Below are 3,591 nucleotides of genomic sequence, written 5' to 3' on the forward strand. Positions count from 1 at the left end.
CGCTTTCAAACTTTCTACGCATATACTGTACCATAAACATTTCTAAAATGGAATAGCTCGAATAATTTGTATATTACACAATTTGTGTTATACTAAAGATACAAAAAGAGCCGAGCTCGAACTCGACTCTCTTGTAGACCGTTAAAAAGACGGTGGCTTATTGAATGATTTAAATAACACCACTCAACTCGTCAAAGTTGTGAGCGGTGTTATTTTTTTGTCATTATTTCTATGATTTTGACAATCAAAGATAACAATGCCAATAGTACCATGGCAAAGGTTCCTATCAATGTCATTACTTCATAGCTTGACAAATCGCAACCTCCTTCCTAGTAGATTTAATTCAATGCTCATAAGCATCACCTACCTTATTAAGAGATTGCCACCGCTTTCAAACTTTCTACGCATATACTGTACCATAAACATTTCTAAAATGGAATAACTCTATTTTTATTTCATTCAATTAGGAAATTACGGTCCCCTCTGATAAAATTCCAAAAGAAAAAATTTCTTTGCTGCATCAATAAAAATCCATTCTTAATGGATTTTTATAGGGAAAATTCGAGACCAAGGCTCGAATTTTAGCCATGAGACTCGCTTTGCGAGGCTGCTGGCGACCTTGCATACAAAGGAATTTTTTCTTTTGGAATTTTATATACGAAAAACCCCTGTCCGTGATTTCTCACCGACAGGGGGCAATAGAAAAGTCTATATCTTATAAATATTGTTCTAACAATTCTTCTAATTGTTCTTTAGAATGGTAGCCGATTACTTTATTTACGACTTCTCCATCTTTCTTAACAAGTAAAGTTGGAATACTCATTACTCCAAATTGACGAGCAGTATTAGGATTTTCATCAACATCTACTTTTGCAAAAGTCACTTTATCTCCCAATTCTTCGTCTAATGCATCGATAACTGGAGCTTGCATACGACATGGTCCACACCAAGGTGCCCAAAAGTCAACTAACACAACTCCTTCATTTGTTTTTTCTACAAAATTGCTATCATTTAATGATTGTACCATTAAAATCACCCTTTCTTCTCACTTGTAAACATAGTATATCAAGCCTTATTCTATTTACAAAATATTCTGCTCACGAAACATCATCCTTTACTACATCAGTAAAACTCAATCAGAAAAGTCTATTTCTAAACTATTTAAATAAAACAACTGTAGCCCCGTTTCCTCCCATATTAATTGGAGCAAATTCATAAGAAGCCACACTACGATGTTTCTTCAGAGTCTTATGAACACCTTGTTGAATCGCACCCGTACCGCGACCATGAATAATCGTCACACGAGGATATCCCGCTAATAAAGCAGCATCTAAGAACAATTCTAAATCCTTAATCGCTTCCTCATAACGTTTCCCACGTAGATCCAATTCCGTTGAAACATGACTCGAACGATGACTCTTCACAATCACTTGAGTTGGTTTACTTGGTTCTTCATCAATACTAATCAAATCTTCAACCGGCATTTTCATCTTAATAATGCCCATTTGAACAACCCATTCTTGATCGGAAATTTTTTCAACTAATGTTCCTCTTTGTCCAAAACTTGTAACTTCTACACTTTGTCCTGGACGCAATGATTTCTTAGCTTTTTCACGTTTTAATACTTTATTTTTCTTCAACGCTTGCTCATGTTTTAAATCCGTTAAAGCTGTTTTCTTCTCAATTAATTCATGTTCTTTCACAACTGTTTCCTTACTCTTCAATTGCATTGCACGAATATCTGACAAGATTTTTTCTGCATCTTCTTGACTTTGAGATACTAATTCATTGGCTTTTTCTTTTGCTTGTTCAATGAGTCGAGCTTTATTTTCTTTGAAGTTTTCTGTTTCAAGTTTCAATGCTTCTAATAATTGCGAGCTTTCTTTTAATTGTTGTTGAATGACTGATTTTTCTTGGTCTACAATGCGACGTTTTCTTTCTAAATCAGAAATCATTTCATTCAATTCTTGGCTTTCAACAGAAATAAATTGTCGAGCTTGTTCAATGACAACTTTTGGAAGTCCTAGTCTTGCTGAAATATCAAATGCATTACTTCGTCCCGGAACTCCTAATAGGAAACGATACGTAGGTTGAAGGGTATCACTATCAAACTCCATACTTGCATTAATTGTTCCTACACGATTATATCCATAGACTTTCAACTCTGGATAGTGAGTCGTTGCAATCACATAACTTTGTTTTGTCCCAATATAATCTAAAATCGCAATCGCGAGTGATGCTCCTTCTTGTGGGTCAGTCCCTGAACCAATTTCGTCCATTAATACTAAACTTTTCTCATCAATTTTATGTAAAATCGAAACGATATTTGACATATGCGATGAAAATGTACTCAAGTTTTGTTCAATCGATTGTTCATCTCCGATATCTGCAAAAATTTGAGTAAAGACACCTACACGACTGTCCGGTAGTGCTGGAATATATAATCCCATTTGTGCCATTAATTGGATAATCCCAATTGTTTTTAGAAGAATGGTTTTACCACCCGTATTTGGTCCAGTTATGACAATTGACTGATATTCTTGCCCTAAAATAATATCATTAGCAACTACTGATTTTGACGAAATAAGCGGATGTCTAGCTTGCCAAATCGCAACGTGATTTTCTTCATCGATAATCGGCTCATTTGCTTTTATTTGTTTGGCATAGAGTGCTTTTGCATTTGCGATATCTAAACGAGATAATACATAATGATTTTGTGTTAAAGAAGGTGTATGAGGCATTAATTTTTCAGATAATTCAAGTAAAATGCGCTCGACTTCTTTCTTTTCTTGTAATTGATAATCTCGTAATTTATTATTCAAATTTACAATCGCTTGTGGTTCCATAAATAATGTTTGACCTGTTGCACTTTGGTCATGCACAATTCCACCAAAGGTTGATTTATATTCTGCTTTAACAGGAACAACATAACGATCATTACGAATTGTAATTAAAGAGTCCGTTAAATATTTTGCATATTTTCCAGTAACATATGTATCCAATTGCCCTTTAATTTCTTGTTCAGTTCTGGAAATTCCTTGACGAATTCCTTTTAATGCGATGGAGGCATCATCTAATACATACCCATCTTCGCGAATAGATAACTGTAATTGTTTCGAAATTTCAGGTAAATATTCTAATTTTTCTACTAATTGTGGCAATCGATCTAATGTAATCTCTTCTTCTTTCACTTTTTCAAAGAAATTAGCCACTTGATTCGTTGTTTGTAATACTTTTAATATTTCGCTTAATTCTCTTCCATTTAATCCTGCTTCTACTTCTAATCGTTTAATAGATACACTAATATCAGCTAATTTAGGAATTGGAATTCCTTGTTTTAATCGTAAAAGTGTTACTGCATCTCTTGTTTCTTCAATTTTATTTCGAATTTTTTGAGCATTTGTTTCAATTGGTAATTGAAGAATCATTGTTTTTGCTTTTTGAGTATTCGCAAATTCTCTTACAGCATGTCGAATTTTATGAAATTCTAAAATCTCTTCAATTTTTTGATTCATACTTTCTCCTCCTTTAGACAGAATCATGACCACCCGTCTAACGGGTGGTTTGAACCGGGGCTATAAGCCCAGATTA

Annotated in this window: 3 protein-coding genes; all 3 read right to left on the reverse strand. The window is 34.1% G+C overall.

The window, feature by feature from the left end:
* Nucleotides 1–209 precede the first annotated feature (209 nt).
* Complete coding sequence (locus tag RWL86_RS08450) at nucleotides 210–314, reverse strand: putative holin-like toxin (RefSeq protein WP_396276372.1); 105 nt, start codon at nucleotides 312–314, stop codon at nucleotides 210–212.
* Between the two features lie 401 nt (nucleotides 315–715).
* On the reverse strand, nucleotides 716–1,027 hold the full coding sequence (gene trxA, locus RWL86_RS08385; RefSeq protein ID WP_006702889.1) for a thioredoxin: 312 nt from the start codon (nucleotides 1,025–1,027) through the stop codon (nucleotides 716–718).
* A 130-nt stretch (nucleotides 1,028–1,157) separates the two neighbouring features.
* The gene (locus tag RWL86_RS08390) at nucleotides 1,158–3,515 is read right to left on the reverse strand and encodes an endonuclease MutS2 (protein WP_314078816.1); all 2,358 of its coding nucleotides are present in this window, start codon (nucleotides 3,513–3,515) and stop codon (nucleotides 1,158–1,160) included.
* Between the last annotated feature and the right edge of the window lie 76 nt (nucleotides 3,516–3,591).

The sequence above is a fragment of the uncultured Granulicatella sp. genome (genome assembly GCF_963515095.1).
In the GTDB taxonomy this organism is placed as follows: Bacteria; Bacillota; Bacilli; order Lactobacillales; family Aerococcaceae; genus Granulicatella.